This window comes from Pantoea sp. QMID4, assembly GCF_030270445.1.
In the GTDB taxonomy this organism is placed as follows: Bacteria; Pseudomonadota; Gammaproteobacteria; order Enterobacterales; family Enterobacteriaceae; genus Pantoea; species Pantoea vagans.
In genome coordinates, this window is the sequence record NZ_BSXL01000005.1 from 17,597 (window position 1) to 36,032 (window position 18,436).

General features: G+C 53.1%; 16 protein-coding genes. 5 read left to right on the plus strand and 11 right to left on the minus strand.

The annotated features are described in order from the left end of the window. Window positions 1–413: 413 nt before the first annotated feature. Complete coding sequence (gene bamA / locus QSK07_RS12050) at window positions 414–2,843, plus strand: outer membrane protein assembly factor BamA (RefSeq protein WP_285721741.1); 2,430 nt, start codon at window positions 414–416, stop codon at window positions 2,841–2,843. Between the two features lie 1,199 nt (window positions 2,844–4,042). On the opposite strand, the gene QSK07_RS12055 is transcribed toward bamA, so the two are convergent. The 6 genes from QSK07_RS12055 to nac all read right to left on the minus strand — a co-directional run bounded on the left by QSK07_RS12055 (window position 4,043) and on the right by nac (window position 8,643). Then, entirely contained in the window at window positions 4,043–4,780 is a 738-nt protein-coding gene (locus tag QSK07_RS12055; RefSeq protein WP_285721740.1) for an amino acid ABC transporter ATP-binding protein, read from the minus strand. Next, window positions 4,777–5,544 (minus strand): amino acid ABC transporter permease, encoded by a 768-nt coding sequence (locus QSK07_RS12060; RefSeq protein ID WP_285721739.1) that lies wholly within the window; start codon window positions 5,542–5,544, stop codon window positions 4,777–4,779. Before QSK07_RS12060 ends, QSK07_RS12055 begins: the two co-directional genes overlap by 4 nt. Window positions 5,545–5,548: 4 nt before the next feature. Then, complete coding sequence (locus QSK07_RS12065) at window positions 5,549–6,244, minus strand: amino acid ABC transporter permease (RefSeq protein ID WP_098049880.1); 696 nt, start codon at window positions 6,242–6,244, stop codon at window positions 5,549–5,551. A gap of 23 nt (window positions 6,245–6,267) precedes the next feature. Continuing rightward, the gene (locus QSK07_RS12070) at window positions 6,268–7,020 is read right to left on the minus strand and encodes an SDR family oxidoreductase (protein ID WP_098049882.1); all 753 of its coding nucleotides are present in this window, start codon (window positions 7,018–7,020) and stop codon (window positions 6,268–6,270) included. A gap of 132 nt (window positions 7,021–7,152) precedes the next feature. Further along, entirely contained in the window at window positions 7,153–7,593 is a 441-nt protein-coding gene (locus tag QSK07_RS12075) for an acetyl-CoA carboxylase biotin carboxyl carrier protein (protein WP_285721738.1), read from the minus strand. A 126-nt stretch (window positions 7,594–7,719) separates the two neighbouring features. After that, window positions 7,720–8,643, minus strand: coding sequence for a nitrogen assimilation transcriptional regulator NAC (gene nac / locus QSK07_RS12080; RefSeq protein ID WP_285721737.1), 924 nt, complete (start codon window positions 8,641–8,643; stop codon window positions 7,720–7,722). 269 nt (window positions 8,644–8,912) lie between these two features. On the opposite strand from nac, the gene QSK07_RS12085 reads away from it, so the two are divergent. Continuing rightward, window positions 8,913–10,115 (plus strand): pyridoxal phosphate-dependent aminotransferase, encoded by a 1,203-nt coding sequence (locus QSK07_RS12085; RefSeq protein WP_285721736.1) that lies wholly within the window; start codon window positions 8,913–8,915, stop codon window positions 10,113–10,115. A 66-nt stretch (window positions 10,116–10,181) separates the two neighbouring features. Here QSK07_RS12085 and QSK07_RS12090 read toward each other — a convergent pair whose 3' ends face one another. The 4 genes from QSK07_RS12090 to QSK07_RS12105 form a co-directional block, all read right to left on the minus strand. Beyond that, window positions 10,182–10,952, minus strand: coding sequence for a LamB/YcsF family protein (locus QSK07_RS12090; protein WP_098049886.1), 771 nt, complete (start codon window positions 10,950–10,952; stop codon window positions 10,182–10,184). 21 nt (window positions 10,953–10,973) lie between these two features. Next, on the minus strand, window positions 10,974–11,960 hold the full coding sequence (locus QSK07_RS12095) for a 5-oxoprolinase subunit C family protein (RefSeq protein ID WP_285721735.1): 987 nt from the start codon (window positions 11,958–11,960) through the stop codon (window positions 10,974–10,976). After that, on the minus strand, window positions 11,957–12,586 hold the full coding sequence (gene pxpB, locus QSK07_RS12100; RefSeq protein ID WP_285721762.1) for a 5-oxoprolinase subunit PxpB: 630 nt from the start codon (window positions 12,584–12,586) through the stop codon (window positions 11,957–11,959). The genes QSK07_RS12095 and pxpB overlap by 4 nt, the downstream gene beginning before the upstream one ends. 87 nt (window positions 12,587–12,673) lie before the next feature. Next, window positions 12,674–13,513 carry an ABC transporter substrate-binding protein gene (locus QSK07_RS12105; RefSeq protein ID WP_285721734.1) on the minus strand — a complete coding sequence of 280 codons (840 nt, stop codon included), beginning with the start codon at window positions 13,511–13,513 and terminating at the stop codon, window positions 12,674–12,676. 179 nt (window positions 13,514–13,692) lie between these two features. Between QSK07_RS12105 and QSK07_RS12110 the strand changes: the two genes are divergently transcribed. The 3 genes from QSK07_RS12110 to QSK07_RS12120 all read left to right on the plus strand — a co-directional run bounded on the left by QSK07_RS12110 (window position 13,693) and on the right by QSK07_RS12120 (window position 16,652). Further along, window positions 13,693–14,613: a DMT family transporter gene (locus QSK07_RS12110; RefSeq protein WP_285721733.1), complete on the plus strand. Its 921-nt coding sequence runs from the start codon at window positions 13,693–13,695 to the stop codon at window positions 14,611–14,613. Between the two features lie 525 nt (window positions 14,614–15,138). After that, on the plus strand, window positions 15,139–15,840 hold the full coding sequence (locus QSK07_RS12115) for a glutathione S-transferase family protein (RefSeq protein WP_098049890.1): 702 nt from the start codon (window positions 15,139–15,141) through the stop codon (window positions 15,838–15,840). A 248-nt stretch (window positions 15,841–16,088) separates the two neighbouring features. After that, window positions 16,089–16,652: a TetR/AcrR family transcriptional regulator gene (locus tag QSK07_RS12120; protein ID WP_285721732.1), complete on the plus strand. Its 564-nt coding sequence runs from the start codon at window positions 16,089–16,091 to the stop codon at window positions 16,650–16,652. A 199-nt stretch (window positions 16,653–16,851) separates the two neighbouring features. Here the strand turns inward: QSK07_RS12120 and QSK07_RS12125 are convergent, their stop codons facing one another. Further along, window positions 16,852–18,210, minus strand: a complete 1,359-nt coding sequence (locus QSK07_RS12125) for an esterase-like activity of phytase family protein (RefSeq protein WP_285721731.1) — start codon at window positions 18,208–18,210, stop codon at window positions 16,852–16,854. Between the last annotated feature and the right edge of the window lie 226 nt (window positions 18,211–18,436).

Here is an 18,436-nt window from a genome sequence, read left to right on the forward strand (position 1 = left end):
TGGCAGCATGAAGTAAACTTAAGCGATATGAGATTTCAGGGGCGACCGGGTCGTGCTACCGGCACCAACTGGCTATAAAGTTTTTTGCTGCGCTAATGCATATCTCCATACTGACGAACCGTTACCAGTATTAATTACTTTTTATTATCTCTATAACAAGATGACCACCACAATATTTCAGGACAGAGCTTCCCGTTATAGGGTAATGCTTAAGATTTTATTCCCGCACTTTTCTCTCACCCTTCTGTAAAACAAACGAAAAGACCTCTCAGGTATTGAATTTCCCTCTGCAGTAGCGGTCTTCTTCCGCAATATATTGCCGTAATCAGCGGGCTGAAAAAATTGTTCAGCTCCCCGGCGCGGCGCGTGAAAGACATTAAATCAGGCACAGGTAGACGGCAGGTTTATAAGAGATGAAAAAAATAGTTACCGGGTTACTTTTTATCATATCCACCACCGCCTCAGGTGCAGCGGATTTTATGCTAAAGGAGATTCATTTTGATGGCCTGCAACGTGTCGCGCCAGGTGCAGCCCTGCTTGCTATGCCAGTGCGTACGGGCTATCGCGTCAATGACGAAGATATTCATCAAGTCATTCGTGCCCTGTTCGCAACTGGCAATTTTGACGATGTTCAGGTGCTGCGTGACGGCGATGCGCTGCTGATTAAAGTTAAAGAGCGTCCGGCGATCGCAAGTATCTCCTTCTCAGGCAACAAAGCGCTAAAAAAAGAACAGCTTGAGCAAAATCTTGACGCTTCAGGCGTTCGCGTGGGCAACGCACTTGATCGCACCACGTTATCGGACATTGAAAAAGGCCTGGCGGACTTCTATTACAGCCAGGGAAAATATAACGCCAGCGTCAAAGCAGTGGTAACGCCTCTGCCACGAAATCGCGTCGATGTACGGTTTGTATTCACTGAAGGCGTATCAGCCAGAATAAGGCAGATTAATATCACCGGGAACGCGGCCTTTACTTCAGATGAGGTTATTTCTCATTTCCAGCTACGTGACGATGTGCCATGGTGGAATTTCGCAGCCGATCAAAAATATCAGAAGCAAAAGCTCTCCGGAGACCTGGAAACGCTACGCAGCTTCTATCTTGATCGCGGATATGTCAGATTCGCTATTGATTCTACTCAGGTCAGCCTGACACCCGATAAGAAAGACCTCTTTCTCACCATCAATATCCATGAAGGTGCGGTATATCGTCTCTCTGACGTTAGCCTGCGCGGTGACATGGCCGGGCACACAGCAGAAATTGAAAAACTGGCTGCTTTTCCAGCAGGAGGCGTCTATAACGGCACGAAAATCAGCGAAGCCGAAGCAGCAATTAAAACCCTGCTAGGCCGATATGGTTATGCCTTCCCGCAGGTTTCTGCGCAGCCAGAGATACATGAAAATGATAAGACGGTGACCCTGCACATTAACGTTGATGCAGGACATCGTTTTTATGTACGTCAGGTACGTTTCACCGGCAATAATACCTCGAAAGATGCTGTTCTGCGTCGGGAAATGCGACAGATGGAAGGCGCATGGCTGGCTGGCAACCTGGTCGAACAAGGCAAGACGCGCCTCAATCGGACCGGTTTTTTCGAAAGCGTGGATGTCGCTATGCTGCCAGTGCCCGGCAGCGCTGACCAGATCGATGTGGTTTACACAGTTAAGGAGCGGAATACCGGTACCTTTAATGTAGGTTTGGGCTTCGGTACCGATAGCGGCATCAGCTATCAGCTGGGCGTCAGCCAGGATAACTGGATGGGCACCGGCAATACCGTCAGCTTTAGCGGTACTAAAAACAGCTATCAGACTTATGTCGAAATTGGCGCCACGGATCCCTACTTTACTGTGGACGGCGTCAGTCTGGGCGGGAAGCTGTTTTATAACGACTACAGCGCGGAAGATAATGATCTGTCGGAATATACGCTTAAAAGCTTTGGTGCGGGCAGCACGCTGAGCTTTCCTGTTAGCGAAAACAGCAACCTCAGCAGTGGGCTGGATTACGTCTACAATCGCGTCAGCAATATGGCACCGCAGGTGGCGATGTGGCGCTACCTTGGCTCGCAGGGGATCACCCCATCTGTCGCGACGCGCACAGTTGACGATGATGGCACCAGCGATGAAAAGTTTACTGCTAATGATTTCTTCTGGAATATCGGCTGGAGCTATAACTCCCTTGACCGCGGTTTCTTCCCAACATCGGGTCTGAGCGCTGGCTTCAATACCAAAGTAACGATTCCGGGCTCGACCAACAGCTATTATAAAAGTACGGTAAGCACCAACGCATACTTCCCACTCAGCAACGATCACCGCTGGGTGCTGATGGGACGCGCTAAAGCAGGCTACGCAGACGGTCTGGGTGGAAAAGAGGTGCCGTTCTACGACAACTTTTATGCGGGCGGCTCCACGTCAGTACGTGGTTTTTCCTCTAACACTATCGGGCCGAAGGCCGCCTATTATCGGTGCAATGGTTCGGAAAGCAATGTTACCGGTTGCCCCGTTAAATCATCAAGCGACGCGGTGGGCGGTAATGCAATGGCAGTCGCAAGCACAGAGCTTATCGTGCCGACACCGTTCATCAGTGATCGCTACACTGATGCCCTGCGAACCTCCCTGTTTGTTGACGCCGGCACCGTCTGGGACACGCGCTGGCAGAATACCGCAGAGACGCGCGCCGCAGGCATTCCTGACTACAGTGACCCTGGCGAGATCCGCATGTCGAGCGGCGTCGCGCTGCAGTGGCAATCACCGCTTGGCCCGCTGGTGTTCTCGTATGCCCTGCCGCTTAAAAAATACAGCGGTGATAAAGCAGAGCAATTCCAGTTTAATATTGGTAAAACCTGGTAAAAATCATTTGTGATGAATATCTCGTCACAGTGAAGCGCTGGCTGATAATTTGCTAAAGCGACCCTTTATTCTGCAAAATCTGTGGATATGAAACTTCCTGCTTTGTATCAGCACGACTTCCTGTAATGCTGCTTCATGGAGCAGGTTTCATTATTTGTCATCCGTGATGAACTGGCTAAAGGCATTAAGGACTATCCAGAGTTTTAATCGGGAAAGCTATGGCATAAGTACTGATGTGTTTTTTCATGACCGTCATAACAAATATGCTCATTTCGCCACCAGCAACTTTTTACAATATTGAAAGTTGCTGTTGCTTTTGGTCAGGAACGATTTTCATCCACCGTGTCTTCAGGATAGATGGAGGCGATCAGCGATTCATAGCAGCGGGTGAGTTTAAAAGCGGATAACCTGACTACTGCTTTGATCGCTATAATAATACTTCTATCTGACTGTCAGTCTGACACTACCATTGTTTTTGAGAATAATGTCAGCATCAGTCTGGTTTTCCATAATTTCAGGCTAGCGGTACAGCCGCAGGTGAGCTTCTGCTCATTGCTGTAAGCAGTAATAAACATATCACTGGCCTGTTGCGGCTAAGGCAACCTGAATTGCATCTTTAACATTCAGGAAAATAATCTGAGCACCAAAACTTTCCACCACTAAAAAATTTACTATTTGCGTAATGGGGTCTGCTTAAAGTGAATTATTTCCCGAACCAGGTCTGCTTTGTGCCAGAAGCGGACATTTAATATTTTGTCACTTAATAGCATGAGTACATCATATGTCGGCGCCAGATTTACGTCCGGTTTTGAATAAGCTTTATTACTATCCGACGGTACTATAAGCCCAAAACAGATGGGTGCTGCTGTGATCGCAACCAGCCTTAACCCTGGTGCATTTACTATACTGTATCAACGCCATCACCACTTCAGAACATCTGCTGCAGGCAATCTCTAAAACGAATTTATCTATGTTACATGGCTTCTGCGCGATCGTTCTGTATGACTTTGTACGCGTGCTGGCAGTCTGGGCAGGTTTTAACCGCTACCCATTGCGATGCTGCCCATTAAGCAGTCCAGAAAATGGGTCTCTGACCTGTTCATCCATTGACCTTAAATCAGGAGTGTTTACTGCAACTTACGCTCACCAGGCATGGTGAGTAGCCATAATGTCTGCAGGTAAAACATAAATCCTTGATGTTAATGAGAACGTAAATCACTCAAAAAACGTTTCGCACGTTCATGCTGTGGCCTGCTGAAAAAATTCTCCGGCGAGGCTTTCTCCAGAATCTGACCATGATCCATAAACCAGATGGTATCGGCCACTTCCCTGGCAAAGTTCATCTCATGCGTAACGCACATCATTGTCATTCCTTCCTGCGCCAGCCCACGCATGACATTCAACACTTCTCCGACCATTTCCGGATCAAGCGCTGAAGTTGGTTCATCAAACAACATAACCGGCGGTTTCATCGCCAGCGCACGCGCTATCGCCACACGCTGCTGCTGACCGCCAGAGAGCTGTGCCGGATAAGCACTGGCTTTATGGGATAAGCCGACGCGCTCCAGTAGTTCCCCGGCATGCTGGCGCGCCTGCGACCGCTTTATGCCCAATACCTTTATGGGAGACAGCATAATATTGTCGAGCACTGAGATATGTGGGAATAAATTGAAATTCTGAAATACAAAACCGATGCGTGTACGTAGCTGATTGAGGCGTGCACTGCTGCCATGAATATCCATGCCATCAAACAAAATCTGCCCTTGCTCAATCGGTTCCAGACGATTAACCGTGCGGATTAACGTCGACTTTCCTGAACCGGACGGGCCACACACTACCACCACCTCGCCGGGTTTAATTTCAGCGCTCAGACGGGTCAGCGCCTGATATTCGCCATACCACTTGTTAACCTGATTAAAGAGAATCATGGGCCTCATGGCAGTTCCTTATTGAGATTGCGTTTTGTCAGTACCAGCGGCGCGACAACGTTTTCGTTATCGGTCGATGCATTATGTCGTTTACTCGCAATGCGCTGTTCCAGTTTGTCTGCCAACCAGGTGAGCGTGAAGCAGATGATGTAGTAGCTCATCGCGACAATTGCAAACACCTGGAACGGCCTGGTCAACAGTTGGTTACTCACCTGGTTTGCAGCATAGGTCAGCTCCGGTACGTTGATGACATAGCCCAGCGTACTGTCCTTAATAATAGATACAAGCTGGCTGACCAGACTCGGCAGGGTGTTATAGAGCGCCTGCGGCAGTATCACTAAACGCAACGCTTTAATATGGCTCATGCCCAGTGCACGCGACGCCTCATTCTGTCCCTGGGGCAGTGCCTGAATACCTCCGCGAACGATCTCGGCAATATAGGCGCTTTCATAAATTACCAACGTACACAGCATGGTTGAGAAGCCACTAATGTTATGGCCAATGAGCAGCGGCACACAGAAGTAGGTCCAGAACACCACCATCACTAGCGGGATACCACGTAGCAGGTAGACCCAGCAGGCCGCGGGCCAGCTGAGCCAGCGCCAGGGCGCCAGTCGTGCCAGCCCCAGCAAAATCCCTATCGGAAAAGCAAACGCTACGGCCAGTATGGAGATCAGCAACGTACAGAGCACGCCACCCAGCGGGCCATTCGGGTACTGTCCCATCAGTAACAGCATGCCGTTGTCGTGCAAAATAGTGAAAATATCGAACATGGGATTACCTCGCGTACGCGCGCTGGAAGTGTCGCGCCAGCAACGCGCCTGCGCCCATCAATAACAGGGATATCGACAGATACCCCATTGTTCCAACCAGATAAGCCTCAAAGGTACGGAACGTCTGATTTTCAATATCGCGCGTAACGTAGGTTAGCTCCATTACGCCAATCACCATCGCCAGACTGGTATTTTTAAACAACAGCACGGTGTGGTTCACCATGGGCGGCAGAGCGTTGCGTACGCCCTGCGGCAGGATTACCGATGCCATCATACGTACATAACTCATACCCAGCGCTCGCGCTGCTTCATTTTGCCCATCCGGAATGGCGCGAAGGCCGCTGCGAATATCTTCTGAGAAGTAAGCCGCCTGACACAGGCCGAGCGCAAACATGGCAAACAGGAATTCAGCATTAAAATCGTTAATCCACATCTGAAGCGATTCCGGCAACAGCGTTGGAATGGCGAAGTACCACATCATTAACTGAATCAGCGTTGGCACATTGCGGTGATAGGAGACATAAGCCTTTACCAGCCAAACGCCCGGCCGGTAAGCCGTCAGACGGATGACGACCAGCAATAGCGCGATAAACATGGCGAGCAGCCAGGAACCCAGTGCCAGTTGCAGGGTGATCGCCGCGCCATCTAAAATCACCTGGCCGAAATGGCCTGTCATCACGCTGCTAAAATCAAGTGCCATGGTGTTTCCTCTTCGCGAGTGGATCAGTACGCGCGCTCACCGGGACGCATGGTGGAAAGCCCGCCAGGCACCTGAAGAGTGGGGGTGATTTCGATATTGCCGATATTGACGGCAATCGGCGCCGAAACCGCAAAAGCAACGCAATCGGCGATATCTTTTGCTTCGGGCAGCTCAAAACCCTCAATAAACTGGCGGTGCGCCGCTTCATGATCGCCTGACACGTTGCCGAAAATATCGGTTGCTACGCGCCCGGGACAGATTTCAGTAATCCTCACCCGCTTGCCGTAGCAATCGACGCGCAGCTGGCGTGACAGCGCATGCACAGCGGCTTTGGTCGCGTGATATACCGAGTTGCCGCCAAAGTTATAAATGGCTGCGATAGAAGTGATGTTAATCACGTGGCCGCAGTCGCGCGCCACCATCCCCGGCACCAGCAGACGGCACAGATGCAACACGGCACGCAAATTCACATCCACCTGGTTTTCTATCACGTTCTCATCGGCATCAAGAATAGAACCCGGGTGCGATATGCCAGCATTGTTCACCAGAATATCGATCTGCAAATCGCGGCAAAGCTCCGTCAGCACGCTAAGGTCAGAGACGTCAACGGCATGCGGAATGCACCCGGTGCGTTCGGCAAGAAGCGCCAGCTGTTCTTTGCGCCGCGCCACCGCGTGAACGGTAATCCCTTGCTGACAAAGACGTTCAACAATCGCTGCGCCCATTCCGGCTGAGGCGCCGGTCACCAGCGCAACTTTATAATCTGAAAATGGCATTGTGCCTCTCCTGTTAGCGGGCGGCGTCCATCACCGCGGTCTGAATCTCTTTGTTTTCGACTCTATTGAGTAACGACCTACGGGTATAAGACATAAAAGATGTGAGGCGATAAGGGGGACTTATAACCGTGTTTACGCTATGACTGCGGCGCTGAGCAAAGCGACTTCGCTGCCATATTCCACTCGCTGATTCTGCGTCACAGAGATCGCCGTCAGAATGCCGTCTGCCGGGCTGGTGACCGGCAGATAGAGAGAACCTGCCTGAACCAGCGCCAGTAAACCATCCTGCTTTATCTGCTGCCCAGGCTGGGCGAAAGCCACACCATTAAGTGGATGATAAAGCAGGATTTTTCCAGGTATTGGCGCGCAAATGGCGGCAGGCGCCTGCGCAACAGGAAGTGGCGTCGCTGCTGGACGGGCTGATTGCACGTCATGCGCCAGTGGCTGGACGGGCTCAAATTGCAGACGTATCGACCAGTTTGTACCACTTAGCTGGATATTGCTTAAACCGGCGGCGCGCATCTTGCGCGTGACCTGGCGTAATTCAGAGAGAGCTATCGACTGTTTTTCCATAAGGGTTCCGCCGCAGATGAATAGCGCGAACAGGCAGCAACGCCTGATACGCATCTTTGGCACTTTAGCGCGTTGTCCTTAACCATCAGTAAGAGGGTTTAGCTTTGCGGCGATAAGCGCCACTTATTATCCCACCAGCATCAACGGCCGATTGTCGACGGTACGCCGGGCCATCAGCGACAACAGGATAGACTTCACCGCCTCTGCGGGTTCTGACAGTGGCAGATGGTCGGAGATACAGAACGAGAGCGAGGCCTGCACGTCCGGTTCGACAATTTTTGCCATCCATGCATCCGAGGCTTTCAGCATTGCCCGTGCCGCTGACTCCGGCATGATGGTGCAGCCGAGGCCCGCCGCCAGCGCAGCATTAAGCGTGGTTTGCGATTCAATCTCGCACTTCACCCGGTATTTCAGACCTTCATGCACAAAGGCGTCATCCACGACTTTGCGCATGATGTTATAGATGCGCGGCAGGAAAAGGTCATGGCGCGCGACCCCGGCCAGCGAAATCTGTTTCAACGGCTGAGCTAAGCTGTGTGGGCAGACAAAGCAAAGATCTTCTTTAATCAGCGGAATAAAACGCAGGCCATGGATATTACGATTATCGTAAATTACCGCCATATCCATGCGCCCGTTCATAATCAGTTCGCTGAGCGTGGTGCCGAAGTTTTCATTAAAGTAGAGCACGATGCCTGGATGCATGCGCTGTACCTCAGCCAGCAGCGGCAGCGCGAGCTGTTGGGCCGCGGTGCCCGGCGCCAACCCGACGGAAACGTGGCCTGAGAGCGCTGCATCAGCATGATTAATCGCGCTCTGCGCCTGTTCACACTGGCGCATAATCGCCTGCGCGTGGGTATAAAGAATTTTTCCTGCTTCGGTGGGCGTCACGCCGCGCTTAGTCCGGATCAGCAGTTGCTGATTGACTTCGCCTTCCAGCGTCGCCAGTTGCTGACTGAGCGCGGGCTGGGCGATATGCAAAATATCGGCGGCTTGCGTCAGGCTACCTACATCAACGATTTTGATAAAATATTTCAGGCGGCGTAAATTCATGGGCAAGACCTCGCGGAGTGGCAGATAAGAATCAACAAGCAATATTGATGCCACAACCTCCAGAGCGTCTGCATCAGCTAATGCAGCGGCGTTCAACCGGGCAGGGCCGCGCATGTAGATCGCAGCCTGCACTACTGCGGTGCTTACCGCCTCTCCGTCATCGCTTTGTGTTATTACACCAAAACAAACCACTATTAACTGCTGCCCTCGGCCAGCCCCTATCCTTCCCAGGCACCCTTCCATCTCATCTGTCTACCGGAAAACTGTTTATGCCTGAGATAGCCAATCGCTTAAAAAATGTTGCCGTTTCCGCTTCCGTTGCAATGACGCAAAAAGCGCGCGATCTTGCCGCGCAGGGAATCGATGTCGTGGGATTGTCAACCGGCGAGCCTGACTTCCCAACCCCGGAACATGCTATCGAAGCAGCTTACGCTGCGGCTCGCGCAGGAGACACCCGCTATCCGCCAACCGATGGCACGCCCGCATTACGTGAGGCTATCCAGCGAAAATTTAAGCGTGATAACGGGCTGGATTATGATGTCAGCCAGATCCTCAGCGCGGGTGGCGCGAAACAGATTATTTTCAATGCCATGCTGGCCACTATTAATCCTGGAGATGAAGTAGTGATCCCCACGCCGTCCTGGATTAGCTATGCCGACATTGTGAAATTTGCCGGCGGCACGCCTGTGCCGGTGCCTTGTCATGAAAAGAACGGTTTTAAACCCCTGCCCGCCGATCTGCAGGCGGTTATTACCGCCAACACAAAATGGCTGCTGATCAACTACCCGAGCAACCCCACTGGCTCCGTTGCCAGCAGGGCTGAATTGCAGGCGATTGCCGACGTGATGCTCGATCATCCGCACATCTGGATCCTGACTGACGATATCTATGAGCACCTGATTTACGATGGTGTCACCTTCCTTACCATCGCCCAGGTCGAGCCCCGCCTCTTTGACCGCGTACTCACCGTAAACGGCGTATCAAAAGCGTACTCAATGACGGGCTGGCGCCTCGGTTTTTGTGGTGGTCCTGCGCAATTGATTAAGGCAATGAGCAATGTGAATACGCAGAACAGCGGCGGCGTGACTACTCTGACGCAGGCGGCGGCGGTTGCGGTACTTAACGGTCCCCAGGCGTTGTTGCAGGAGCGAGCAACCCTCTACCGACAGCGGCGCGACTACGTACTGGAGCGGCTGGAGGCGGTGGACGGACTGAGCTGCCATCGCCCACACGGGGCTTTTTATCTCTTCGTCAATATCGCCGCCTTAATTGGCAAAACCAGCGCAGGCGGAGCCTTCATCCACACTGATGCCGACTTTGTCCTGGCGCTTATTGAAGAGCAGCATGTCGTGACGGTACAGGGCGCGGCTTACGGCATGAGTCCTTACTTTCGCCTCTCCTATGCCACCAGTATGGAGCGGCTGCAGACGGGTTGCGATCGTATCGCGGCATTTTGCGCCGGTTGCCGCTGAAGGGTAGCCCGCCTGATGTCATAAAAAAGCGGCGCTGGCGCCGCTTTTTTTGCCGACATTCTGATGTTACCCCGCTAATACTGCCGTTGCCGAACAGACGTGGCCGCCGTTCGCGGCGATTTCGCTGCGCACTATCGCGGCCAGCGTAACCGATCCTGGCGTATCGCTGTGGATCAAAATCGAGCGTGCCCGCACCGGTAACAGCCCTCCCTCAATGGTCGTGACCGTCCCTTCCAGTAAAAACTGGCGCACGCGTGAACGCACTGCGCTTTCTGTGGTGATTACGGCGCCTGGCGTGCCGCGCGGTACCAGATGCCCGGAGGCGTCATAGGCACGATCGGCCAGAAATAGCGTCAGCGTTGGCAGACCCGCCTCTTGCGCCGCCCGTTCAATAATGGTGTCCGGCTGGGCAAAGATAATCAGTTCGGGATCGATACGCGCAATCGCCTGCATCACCTGCAACGCCAGCGCGGCGTCGCCATTAATCATATTGCCCATCGCAGCATGAAAGCTGACATGCGCCACGCGCATACCTTCAGCGCGGGCAATGGCGCTGAGCGCACCGAGCTGATAAATCACCTGCTGACACAGCTCCTCCGCGCTGAATGGCAGTTCACGACGGCCAAAGCCCTGACGATCCGGCAGCCCCGGATGCGCGCCAATGCCCACGCCGTGCTTTTTCGCCAGCCGCACCATACGCGTCATAATCGCCGGATCGCCCGCATGGAAACCGCAGGCTACATTGGCGGAGGAAACCACCTGCATCAGCGCCGCGTCATCACACACCTGCCAGACGCCAAAACCCTCGCCCATATCGGAATTGATATCAATTTTCATCATGCTGTCCTGCTCAGATAATCAGAGATTCACTACGTTTTTCATCGGGGCCACGTCGCGGCGTAAACGGTTCAGCCACGCATCTACGGCCTTTTTAATCACCAACGCTTCGCGCGCGTCGCTGCGTACAAGTTGCAGCGATTGCCCTGGCTGAAGTTGACCGAGCCGCCACAAATCTTCTTCAATTACGCATGCGATTTTCGGGTAACCGCCTGCGGTATTCGCATCGCTTAATTGAATAATCGGCTCGCCGGCGGGCGGCACCTGCACGATGCCTGGGATAAGGCCGTAGGATCGCATTTCTACTGCCTGCGAGGGCTGAATTGGCTTGCCGGACAGGCGATAGCCCGTGCGGTTGCTCTGCAGCGAGACCTTCCAGCTCTGTTGCCAGAAGCATTCATGGTCAGCGGCGAATAAGGCATATTCCCCGGAAGGGATAGCACGCAGCTTCACGTGACCATCGCAGTTAAGCGGAAAGCTCGATGCCAGCGCGACCGATGGCGGCACCATACCTATTCCTGAAACCGGCAGCGGTGGACCGCTGGAGACACCGAACGGCAGGCGATCGCCGCGCTGTAACTGACGTCCGGCAAATCCGCCGAAGCTGCCGCGTAGCGCCGTACTACGAGAACCCAATACTTCCGGCACATCAATGCCGCCCGCCACGCACAGATAGCCGCGCGCACCGACACGGGGATAACGCAACTCCAGTACCTGTCCGCTGCGTACCCTGCACCCCCACCAGGGCGGTAGCGCGGCACCATCCAGCAGTCCGAGGCAGTCTGCGCCAGTGAGCGCAATGCAGGCATCACGCAGAAAACGCACGCGAAAGGGAAACATCTGTATTTCAATAGCGGCGGCATTTTCGTCATTGCCCAACAGTAAATTACCGGCGCGAAGCGCCAGCAGATCCATCGCGCCGCTTACCGATACGCCAAGTTGCCGCCAGGCCGGACGGCCTGAATCCTGCACGGTATTGAGTGCGCCGCTTTGTTCAATCTCAATCACAGTTCAATCCTCTCCGGCAGGAAGCGAATAGTATCGCCCGGCGCCAGCAGCGCCGGGCTTTCCGCAAAGGGATCAAACACCTCGATTTCGGCATAGCCGATCGCGTTCCAGCCGTTGGGACCGGTAAGGACCGACACCCCGGCCTGGGCGCCGCCTATAGTGACGGTACCTTTCAGCATATTGAGCGACGGCACTTTCTTGCGAGGCGTCGCCAGTGCCGGATCGAGGCCATGTAAATAGCCAAACCCCGGCGCACTGCCGAGCGCAAACACGGTGTACTTCCCCTGATGGTGCCGACGAACGACCTCCCGGGCGGTAAACCCACTTTGCCGACACACGGTTTCCAGGTCCGTACCCTGTTCGCCGCCGTAACATACCGGAATCTCAATCAGCCGCCCTTGCGGATGCACTTCCTGAGCCTGACGCCAATAAGCGCGAAGCTGCCTTTCGACCGTCTCGCTGTCAGTCTGGATAGCGCGGAACAGCACCAGCAGGTTGGTCACCCCCGGGATCAGCGACTCCACGTCCTCACGCTGCGCCAGCAACCGTGCCAGTGACCAGATGCGACGCTGAACAGGCAGATCAAAGGCGCCCGGTGCCTCCACCAGCCAGGCACGCGCGCCCATCGGCGAGAGGATGACGCTCGCCGCGTCATTTGCCGTGATAATGTGAAAATCATGACTAATCAGTTCACTCGCCAAAGCAGCCATCCGTTATTCCAGTGGTTCAAATTTCAGGCTGGAGAGCGGCTGGACGTGCTCTTCACGAACCATTTTGTATTCGGTTTTTGGCCCAATCCAGGCGTCCCAGATTTTGTCGATAGTGCCATCGTCATCCATTGCCTTCAGGCTGGCGTTAACGCTGGCTAACAATGCCGGCTCATCTCGTTTCATGCCTACGCCAATCGGCTCCAGCGCCATGGGCTCCTTGATCATCGCCAGTTCAATACCCTCTTTCTTCGCCTGCGAAATCATTTTAATGCCGGTCATGGTGTTGGTGACAAATCCCACCGCCTTGTTTTGCTGCAGGGCAAGGAACGCTGACGCCGCATCCTGGAATGTTACGGCTTTACCCCCTTTCAGATGAATTGACTGCTCTGACGTCGTGCCTTTGGTGGCACTGATGCGCTTGCCTTTAAAATCGTCCAGCGACTTGTCCGCATTCGCCTGTTTCACCAGCAACATCTCTTTTGCCACGTAGTAGGGATCGCTGAACTGAATCTGCTGACCACGCGTTTTGGTGTACGCCAGGTTGGCGATCAATACATCGGCACGGCCTGTAGCGATCACAGCGATGCGCGCTTCTACCGAGGTCGGCATCAGGGTCGCTTTTACTCCCATCTGTTTCGCCAGGGCATGGCACAGGTCTACATCCATTCCCACCAACTGACGTGTTTGCACGTCAGGCGAAGAGAATGGCGGAACATCAGAATAGACCCCGCATTTAAGCTCGCCGCGCGCTTTGATAGTGGACAACACGTCCGCTTTTGCGGATGAAACTGTCAGCAACAGTGGCAGAGACAGTGCAAGAAGAGAGCATTTTTTCAATGTCATTATCATGTTTCCCGAGAACGTTGATGCATCTGTGATGATAGCTTTGGACTATATCGGCTCAGCGGCAAAGCCAGTAAGAGGGAAACCCTGTTGGGCGATACACAATTTATATGACGTTTCGCAATGCGGATTAGGAAAGACTGGAACCTGCTAACCGATTGACGTGAAAAGGCACAACTATGAATGGCAAACTCGGCATATTGCTAAAAATCCTGTCAGCGCTTTGCGCAACGCTGATGCTCGCCTGTGTTAAAGGGCTGGACGGTGCGATCCCTACTGGCGAAGTTATTTTCTTCCGCTCATTCGTCGCCTTAATTCCGCTACTGATTTGGTTAAAGCTACAGGGCAATATTCTCGCCAGTCTGAAAACGCGCAATGTTTCTGGTCACCTTATTCGCGGCATTTCCGGCACGGGCGGTATGTATTTTAACTATCTTGCGCTGGTCTATATTTCTCTGGCAGACGCCACAGCAATCAGTTACGCCGCGCCGCTTTTTACGGTGATCATGGCGGCGCTGCTGTTAAAAGAGCATGTGCGCTTAACGCGCTGGATGGCAGTCGTGATAGGTTTTTCCGGTATTTTGCTCATGCTCTCGGCTAACCTTACCGCCGGGAGTTCGTTGTTATCGGCCAGGAGCTTAGCAGCAGGCACGGGCCTGGGCGCGATGTTTGCGTTGATTGCCGCGCTGTGCACTGCAACCTCAATGGTACAAATACGGTTTCTGAACGGTATCGAACAACCAGGAGCGATAGTGTTCTACTTTTCGCTGATGACCATGTTGATAGGCCTGGGAACAGTGGCGTTTGGCTGGACGGTACCGGTACCACAGCAACTATTGCTGCTAATCGGCTGCGGATTTTTTGGCGGCATGGCGCAAATACTGGTAACGCTGAGTCTGCGCTATTCCGACGCGTCGTTGTTAGCGCCTTTTGATTACACCACGCTGGTATGGTCAATGGTCATTGGCTGGATGTTTCTCAACAGTTTCCCGGGGCCGTCGACAATTACTGGCGCGGCAATTGTCGCTTTGGCTGGCATGTTTACCGTCTGGAGCGATCGCCGCGAACGTAAAGCGCAGATAATCAACTCTTCCAATTAAACCGGCTGGCTTGTAAAGACGGCACGCCAATCTGCTAAGCAGAGGATTCTTTTTAACATTGAAGGTGATTTATTTTTTACCGTTACCAGTTTAGAGATCGGCTTATATGTGAATATTAAGATCATTTTTTACCGGTTTTACGCCGGGATGTAGATTGTCTGCCGATGACATCCGGCTTCCGTTTTCGCTAATGGCGGACGATGCCGACACCCGTCGGCTACAGGGGTAGACCTGACTACGACCACCTCACCCCCATGACCCTTTTCGGAATAGCACTGCACCTGAATACTCTTTTGCATCGCTCCACACCCGTCATCTGCATTCGTTCAACCCTCCTGCGTCATCCTGTTCCCGCCTTCAGCTCAGCCTGCGTTGAGATGATGAGATGCTGTACCGACCAGATGGACTGCCAGAATATTTGCCTGACAAATGTTAGGTAGGCATTGACGTAGGTCGATCTGGCAACTAAGGTTTATCTACCTAACAATTGTTAGGCAACTCAGCCACCACCCTACAGGATCGATCATGACCGCTAAACTTCAGCTTTTCACCTCGCCTTCGGCCTTTCCGAACCCACAGCGTCTGCGTCTGTTCATGCACGAAAAGGGCATCGCTGATCAGTTTGCCGAGACCATCTATGACATGTCTCCCGGAGGAGAACAGCGTGGCTGGCGTCATTTGAATATGAACCCGTGGGGTGAAACGCCTACCCTTCAACTGGCTGACGGTAGTTATATTTCCGAAACGGCTGCTATCGTTCGTTATCTTGATCAGGCGTATCCGGGGCGCAGGATTATGGGAGAGACCGCGCTGGAACAGGGTCTGGATAATATGTGGGATAACCGGGTGTGGGTGCATATCCTGTACCGCATCGTTACCGCGTTCCACGTGTTGCACACCGGGCTTGGCTTTAAGCTGGAACTGACCAAAAATGAGGCCTGGGGCGAGCACTGCCGTAAGGAAGCGTTGTCTCACGCCGCTCTGGTCAATAGTCATCTGTCAGACGGTCGGGAATGGCTGCTCGGCGGCGATGCTCCGACCTTCTCGGACATTACGCTGGCAACCGCGATCGCTTTCTCGAAATTCCCGGTCAATGCCACCCCACTGGACGAGCGTTTTGAGTTCTTAGATGCGTACTGGCAGCGCTGGACTAAACGTCCCGCTTTCCAGGCAGCCTACGCCGATGGCAATAGCGGCATTCCTGAGCTGGATTCGCCAGCCCGGTAATCCGCTCTTACTGGAAACGCTGGCACACCGGGATCGTTATCTGCTGACTTTTCCGGTGAGGACGGTTTTCCGGAAAGCGTCGGCTGTCGATGCCGCTTGCTGAATCTTAATGAAGTGACATCTGCCTGAGCACCCTGGACGCATCGCACTCACTGCGCTTACTGACAATCTGCCTGTCACCCGGTAAGCGTTTGCTGTAAATTAGCGTTCCCTGTTTAAGAGATTATCCCAATACCTAAGGCATCAAGATGAGCGTCAACGCCAGGGAAGCCATTTTGTTGGCGGCCAAAAAAATTGCCCAGTCCCAGGGTTACAATGGTCTGAATTTCCGCGACCTTGCCCAGGAAGTGGGTATTAAAGCGGCGAGTATTTATTACCATTTTCCAGGCAAGGCCGCTCTGGGCACTGCGGTTGCCAGACGATACTGGGAGGACGGTGCGCTCGCGCTGGAAACAATCGAATCAGAAAGCCCCTCTCCGATTGATGCTCTGCATCGCTTTCCTGAAATATTCCGAAGATCGCTGGAGGCCGACAATCGTCTCTGCCTGGGCAGTTTTATGGGTGCGGAAAAAGATACCTTACCCCCTGAGATGAGTGAAGAAATTCAGAAGTTCGCTGATGTCAACATTGCCTGGCTGAACAGGCTTCTGGTGGCGGCAAAGGTGTGCGAATCAGAGGAGAGTGAATCAAGAGCACGTGCAATTTTTACGGCCATTGCCGGTGCCCAGCTTATTGCCAGAAGTCGCTCTGATATCTCGCTTTTCGATTCACTGGTGGATTCTTATCGCGCCTTCGGACCTCTGCCGGCATAGCCACTGTCAGCAACTCACTTCAGCTAACATCCAGCTTGCTGAATGCGCGCCAATGCGAAGCGACGTCCGGTAGCGCCTGTATTTTTCCACTCAGGATTCTCCCCTTTGGCTCAATACGCGACGGGTAAGAGCAAATGTATTACGCCGTGTCTCATCATCACCTGCGCTAAAGGGGTGAAGCTTCGGATCAGGAAAGCATTTATTTCAGCGATTCTGCCAACGTGATAATCCACAACTCGCTGTCTGACTCCGGTTTCTTCAGCGGCTTCAGACCGATCGTTGTGGCAACCGGCTTGTCATCCACCGTAAGTGTCCCCTGCTCCGTCACTCGATAATCCTTACGCTTCTTACCTTCAACCGGATTCTGCATCACCGCTTCCACGCCAAAGTCATTGTCATTAGTGACCGCGAGCGTTTTATTGTCGATCAGCGCCAGCCCTTCGGCTTTCTCCTGCTGCCAGCCCAGGTGACGTAAATCAACCACCTGATTTTTAGCGGCGAACTTTATGCCACGCTTCAGCAGCGTTTTCTCGTCGTCAGACTCGGGATATTCACCGGGCTTATCATATGCTGAAAGCTCGGTAGCGGAGCTGAGATCCACCTTATAAACAAGGTTGCGCATCGCATCGTTTTTGTCGGTGCCCTGCTCTATCAGCAGGATATGCTGATTGTCGATCGCCACGATATCGCCAATTTTTGCGTCACTGGTTTTACTGTAAGCCTCGCTGTCGATCGGATATCCATACATGGCGGTTTTCCCTGTCGCCGGATCGAAACTCACCAGGCGGGTAAAGCGCGCCTGCTTTTTACTTTTACCGTCGATATCCAGCGTGCTCTGCACCGCGGCAATAATGCGCCCATCAGGCATGCGGGTGATCCCCTCAAAGCCACGGTTTGGCTGACGCCATTTGAGTATGTTCGGCAGACCGCCCGCAATGGATTTCTCCCCTTCGGCGGCCTGCGGCCCGTGAATCGCCAGGATTTTGCCACGCTCATCTACGTTAATCAGGAACGGACCATACTCATCGCACAGCCAGTATCCGCCCTTGCCATCTGGCGTAATGCCTTCCGTATCCAGACCACGGTTGTCACCCTGCAGCGCTTTCAGCGTATCGCTTAGCGCGACTTCATTGGTTGATCCGATGACGCCATCCTGCAACGGCAATCCGTTAACGTTGCCCTTATCGTCATGCAGCGGTCGGACATCTGTGGCCTCGGCTTTGCCGTTCTGCACCCGAATATTCATCAGCATTGGAGCGAAGTCTGGCGTGACGAAAATTTTTGCCTCTTTCTTACCCACATCAGGCGAGTCGGCATTGGGTCCGCGATCGGTAACGGTAACAAAGGTCAGCGCATCCCCCTGCTTACCGGTAAACAGCAAACCAGAGCCGATACCCACCGGCAGACCCTGAGGAAATGCGCTGGCGAAGGCACCGTTGTAGCTCACGCGCGTTCCTTCGGGGAAACTGACGATGTAGCGTTCCGCCTTTGGCTGTGCCGCTAGCGTTGATAAAGAGAGTGCGCAACCGATAACCAGAGAAATCGCTTTTATTTTCATGTTTTTATATCCGTAAAGGAAAGCCACGAGCCTAAAGAATAAAAATGACAGAAAAATGAAATAATCGGGAAACACTTGTGGTTAACGAAGTGATTATTTCACCGTTGCCAGAGTGGGTGAGGCTGATACTGGACAGCGGCCAACTGTTTGCCACGTCCGACGCATTCCTGTCCTGGCAGTATCGCTATACACTGACCCTGACCCAAAATCCTGCTCCATTCATAAA

Excerpts from the sequence above, each read along its gene's own strand:
- QSK07_RS12085 (WP_285721736.1), top strand. The coding sequence starts at position 8,913 with ATGCCTGAGATAGCCAATCGCTTAAAAAATGTTGCCGTTTCCGCTTCC.
- bamA (WP_285721741.1), top strand. The coding sequence starts at position 414 with ATGAAAAAAATAGTTACCGGGTTACTTTTTATCATATCCACCACCGCC.
- QSK07_RS12070 (WP_098049882.1), bottom strand. The coding sequence starts at position 7,020 with ATGCCATTTTCAGATTATAAAGTTGCGCTGGTGACCGGCGCCTCAGCC.
- pxpB (WP_285721762.1), bottom strand. The coding sequence starts at position 12,586 with ATGGGCGCGCGTGCCTGGCTGGTGGAGGCACCGGGCGCCTTTGATCTG.
- QSK07_RS12065 (WP_098049880.1), bottom strand. The coding sequence starts at position 6,244 with ATGGCACTTGATTTTAGCAGCGTGATGACAGGCCATTTCGGCCAGGTG.
- QSK07_RS12090 (WP_098049886.1), bottom strand. The coding sequence starts at position 10,952 with ATGAAAATTGATATCAATTCCGATATGGGCGAGGGTTTTGGCGTCTGG.
- nac (WP_285721737.1), bottom strand. The coding sequence starts at position 8,643 with ATGAATTTACGCCGCCTGAAATATTTTATCAAAATCGTTGATGTAGGT.
- QSK07_RS12060 (WP_285721739.1), bottom strand. The coding sequence starts at position 5,544 with ATGTTCGATATTTTCACTATTTTGCACGACAACGGCATGCTGTTACTG.
- QSK07_RS12120 (WP_285721732.1), top strand. The coding sequence starts at position 16,089 with ATGAGCGTCAACGCCAGGGAAGCCATTTTGTTGGCGGCCAAAAAAATT.
- QSK07_RS12115 (WP_098049890.1), top strand. The coding sequence starts at position 15,139 with ATGACCGCTAAACTTCAGCTTTTCACCTCGCCTTCGGCCTTTCCGAAC.
- QSK07_RS12125 (WP_285721731.1), bottom strand. The coding sequence starts at position 18,210 with ATGAAAATAAAAGCGATTTCTCTGGTTATCGGTTGCGCACTCTCTTTA.
- QSK07_RS12055 (WP_285721740.1), bottom strand. The coding sequence starts at position 4,780 with ATGAGGCCCATGATTCTCTTTAATCAGGTTAACAAGTGGTATGGCGAA.
- QSK07_RS12110 (WP_285721733.1), top strand. The coding sequence starts at position 13,693 with ATGAATGGCAAACTCGGCATATTGCTAAAAATCCTGTCAGCGCTTTGC.
- QSK07_RS12105 (WP_285721734.1), bottom strand. The coding sequence starts at position 13,513 with ATGACATTGAAAAAATGCTCTCTTCTTGCACTGTCTCTGCCACTGTTG.
- QSK07_RS12075 (WP_285721738.1), bottom strand. The coding sequence starts at position 7,593 with ATGGAAAAACAGTCGATAGCTCTCTCTGAATTACGCCAGGTCACGCGC.